Annotated in this window: 4 protein-coding genes and 1 pseudogene; all 5 read left to right on the forward strand. The window is 42.2% G+C overall.

What is annotated here, in order from left to right; genetic code table 11:
• Nucleotides 1-474 (forward strand): DegV family protein (locus AC3LHT_RS03365; protein WP_488661983.1); only part of this gene is annotated, 474 nt, incomplete at its 5' end.
• Nucleotides 475-486: 12 nt separating this feature from the next.
• Nucleotides 487-2,376, forward strand: a complete 1,890-nt coding sequence (locus tag AC3LHT_RS03370; RefSeq protein ID WP_488661984.1) for a polysaccharide biosynthesis protein — start codon at nt 487-489, stop codon at nt 2,374-2,376.
• On the forward strand, nt 2,373-2,933 hold the full coding sequence (locus AC3LHT_RS03375) for a hypothetical protein (RefSeq protein WP_488661985.1): 561 nt from the start codon (nt 2,373-2,375) through the stop codon (nt 2,931-2,933). Before AC3LHT_RS03370 ends, AC3LHT_RS03375 begins: the two co-directional genes overlap by 4 nt.
• Nucleotides 2,914-4,080: a DegT/DnrJ/EryC1/StrS family aminotransferase gene (locus AC3LHT_RS03380; protein WP_488661986.1), complete on the forward strand. Its 1,167-nt coding sequence runs from the start codon at nt 2,914-2,916 to the stop codon at nt 4,078-4,080. Before AC3LHT_RS03375 ends, AC3LHT_RS03380 begins: the two co-directional genes overlap by 20 nt.
• 6 nt (nt 4,081-4,086) lie before the next feature.
• Nucleotides 4,087-4,460, forward strand: a pseudogene (locus AC3LHT_RS03385) (glycosyltransferase family 4 protein); the annotation flags it as partial.

Consider the following 4,460-nt stretch of genomic DNA (forward strand, 5'->3'; position numbering starts at 1 on the left):
CGTGCTCGTGAATTGATAAGTGAGGGTAAAAATGCAGAAGAAAGCGGAAAAATCCTTGAAAGAGAAATCGCTGAAGGCAGATACCATGCAGTTTTTTATGTCTCGAAGTTCGACTTTCTTGTAAAAGGCGGAAGGGTTTCTAAATTTCAGGGGTTTGTAGGAAACCTGCTGAGCATCAACGTCGGTTTGTATATTAAACACGAAAGCGGAGCATTGATTCCATTCAAAAAGGTGCGGGGTGAAAAAAAAGCCCAAACTATGTTGTTGAACAAGATTTTGGAAGAGGTTCCCAAAGGTTCCACGGTGGATGTGATACTTGTGCACGCTGATAATGAAAACGGTATAAACGCACTGAAGAAGCTTCTTGAAGATACTTATGTCATCCGCAAAATGACTACGTCAATTATGGGGAAGATAATATCAACTCACGTTGGTCCGGGTACAGCGGGTTTTGGACTTTACTGGGTAAAGTGAGAAGTGATGAGCATGGATAAAGGTAGAGAGATAAAGAGATTTTTTATCCTTGCTTTAACCGATTACCTTTTGATATACGCCTCTTATGCTCTGGGAATGTATTTCAGGTACGGTATTTTCAGCCTTAATGAACCTGAGTTCTTTCAGAATGGGGCTTTCTTCAGCCTTATTGTTCTTCTATCGCTGATCGTCAACGGAACATATCGTGTATCATGGAGTTACGCCAATTTCCGGGATTTTTGGATAATTCTCCGTAGTACCTTAATCGGATATATCGCAGGTTTTCTCTTCGGCAGATTCATGCTGCTTTTTGATGTCAAGATTTTCACTGTGCCTATCACCGTTTCCACAATGACTTTCATTGGAGCTACCCTGCTGATCATATGGTCAAGGATTTTTTGGCTTACATATCTCTTCTTGAGAATTGACCGTGAAGGTGGCTCAAGTGACAAACTATTGATTATAGGAGCTGGAGATGCCGGGATGTCCATAGCAGAAGAAATCATGCGAAATCCCTCCTATGGAAGGATAATAGGTTTCCTTGACGATTCTCCGAGAAAACGAGGAAAACGTATCCATGGATTGCCTGTTTTAGGCACTACCGAAATGGTTATGGATCTGGTTGAAAAGCATAACATATCCAGGGTTATCATCGCCATTCCTTCAGCCAGTTCTGAAGAAATCAGACGTATAATGTCTCTCATTGACCTGAAAAAAGTCCAGGTTCAAACACTTCCGGGGCTCGCTGAACTCATGAACAAAAAGGCTAGTCTTGGATACTTAAGAGAAATCAGCGTTGAAGACCTTCTGGGCCGTGAAACAGTATCTGTTGAAAAAAACGAATTGAGAAAGTTCATCTCAGGTAAAAGAATTCTGGTAACAGGAGCTGGCGGAAGTATCGGTAGCGAGCTTTGCAGGCAAATCGCTGAACTCTCACCAGCGGCGATATTTCTGCTTGGAAAGGGCGAAAACAGCATATATGAAATCGAAAGCGAACTAAAAAGCGCTTATCCGAAGCTCAAAGCACACCGTATAATCGCAGATATTCAAGATGAACACAGAATGGAATACCTTTTTTCAACATTGCAGCCCCAACTTGTTTTCCATGCCGCAGCTCATAAACATGTTCCCATTATGGAAGAAAACCCCACCGAAGCTTTCAGGGTGAACAGCCTTGGTACGTATACAATTGCCAGATTTGCAGACAAATACCATGTAGAGACTATGGTGATGATTTCAACGGACAAAGCGGTGAATCCATCTTCCATTATGGGGGTTTCCAAACGGCTTGCTGAGGAAATGTTGAGGGCAATTTCCGGAAAATCTGAAACCAAGTTTGCAATGGTTAGGTTTGGCAACGTTTTAGGAAGCAGGGGAAGTGTTGTACCGAAGTTTAAAAAGCAGATTCAGTCTGGAGGTCCTGTGACTGTCACAGATCCACGAATGACCCGCTATTTTATGACAATTCCTGAAGCTGTCTCACTTGTGCTTCAAGCAGGGGCTCTTGCTTCCAGTGGAGAAGTTTTCGTTCTGGATATGGGAAAGCCTGTGAAAATTTCTGATCTTGCCAGGGACATGATCACTTTGGCGGGCTATGTACCTGATCAAGAGATAGAAATAAAGTACACTGGCATCAGACCTGGCGAAAAGCTTTTTGAAAGACTCTCATTGCAAGGTGAAGCATTTGAAAAAACGCCTCATCCAAAAATCTTTAAACTCAAATCCGGAAAGAGATTATCTTCAGAACAGCTTGAAGAATTGGTCAGCAAGCTCAAAAAAGCTGTTGAAAGCAGTGACTTCAATGGGCTAAATTCGCTCATAAAAGAATACGTCCCTGATGCAACAGCACAGATCGAAACTACTATTCCTGAACTTGGCAAAAAAGGAGAGTTGCAAAAATGAATTTTTATCTTGATTTTGTTAAAGGTTATCCCTTTCTATCTGCGATAATTCAGTTCGCCATCCTTGGAACTATTGGAGAGGTTGTTGCCACCAGAATATCAGGTAGGGGAAAATTAAGGGGTATGGAACTCCTTTCCAAGACGTTTATCTGGGCATTTCTTGCAATTCCAATAAAGATCGCTTTCATCGGCTTTGAAGGTTTTGTCGCAGCTTTGATACTTCATGGATTATTACCGGAGAGTGCCGCTTCCGGTTTTCTAAATGCTCTTTCAAGGTCTGTGAGCATGAATTTTCAATTTGGACCCTTTCTGGTGATTCTGCATAGGGCTTTAGATAATCTCTTCACAGGAAAAAGCAACTGGGCAAATCTAGACAAATCTCTATACTCATTGCTGTGGTTCTGGATCCCGGCGCATGCCCTCACATTTTCCTTACCCAGGGAATACCAGATTGGCATGGCTGCTCTTTGGTCTTTCAGTCTTGGCTTGATACTGTCCTATTTTGCAAAATCGCGAAAAGAAAAAGGAAGTGAGAAGGATGTTCGTTCCTCTATCTAAACCTTATATCACAGTTGAAGAAATAGAAGCTGTCATTGAAGTGATGAAATCTGGTATTCTCTCGATTGGCGAGAAAGTAAAAGCATTTGAGGAAAGTATGGCTTCTTTTGTTGGCGCCAAATATGCCGTAGCGGTGAACAGTGGCACAAGCGCGCTACATCTTATATTGAGCGGTTTGGAATTTGGAAAGGGCCAAAGATTGCTCACTTCTTCCTTTACATTCATATCCTCTGCGAATGTGGCTTTGTACAATGGCGGAATTCCAGTTTTTGCGGATATCGATGAGAAAACACTGAATATCTCTCCTGATACGTTATTTGAAGCTTTAGAGCACTACTCCAAAAAAGGATTGGCCACGGAAAAGCTTGAGTTAAAACCCTTTGTCCCCGAGGTATTGATGGGTGTTGATATTTTCGGTCATCCAATGGATTGGGACAGCGTGGTGGAAATATGTGATAGGTTCGGAATCAAGATCGTTGAGGACTCTTGTGAAGCTCTCGGAAGTGCATATAAAGGGAAGAAGCTTGGAACTTTCGGCGTAGCAGGCGCTTTTGCTTTTTATCCTAATAAGCAGATAACCACGGGCGAGGGTGGAATCATTGTAACCAACAACGAAGAGCTGGCAAAAGCCGCAAAAAGTATGAGGAACCAGGGAAGGGGCGAAGCCGAAGAATGGCTTGAGCATATTCGGATAGGCTATAATTATAGACTTGACGAACTTTCAGCAGCTATTGGAGTAGAGCAAATGAAGAAAATTGATGAAATACTCTCAAAGCGCTCTGAAGCTGCTGAATATTACAGCTCTCTCTTTGAAAAGCTTGATGGCATTGAGCCTCCTTCTGTGGAAAACTACGCAACTTCCATAGGCTGGTTTGTCTACGTGGTGAAGCTGGCACCAACAGTTGACAGGAACAAAGTAATTGATTATCTGCGTGAACAGGGAATTCAGAGTCGTGATTATTTCAGACCTGTACATCTTCAACCCTTCTATAAAAGGCTTTTCGGTTACGAAGAAGGTTTTCTACCGGTTACAGAATCGATTTCCAGAAGAACTCTTGCGATACCTTTTTATACTTCAATAACAAAAGCAGAGCAAGAATATGTTGTGCACCACCTTCACAGGGCAGTTGAGCAATTTGGAAGGTGACAGAGAATGAATTACCTGTACTCCTTTGCATTATCAACTGTATTGATGTATCTTTCTATGGCGATAGGGATTCATTTTGGTCTTCTTGACAAGCCTAAAGGGCTGCTCAAACCCCATGAAAAACCCATTCCTTTTACAGGTGGCCTTGGAATACTTCTCGCCTTGGTTCTCACGGCGTTTTTATTCAACGCGGAGATATTCTCTTATCTTTTCCCGTTGTCCATACTCTGGATTCTCGGTTTTGTTGATGACCTCAAAGGGCTCTCTCCTAAATTGAGACTGCTTACAGAGCTGGTTGTGGGGTTTGGTTTTTCCTTTTTCGATGGGAATTCCGTTATAACCTCTTTGATTCTTGCATTTGTTTTTGCAGCTATAATAAA

It is taken from the genome of Kosmotoga sp. (genome assembly GCF_982836095.1).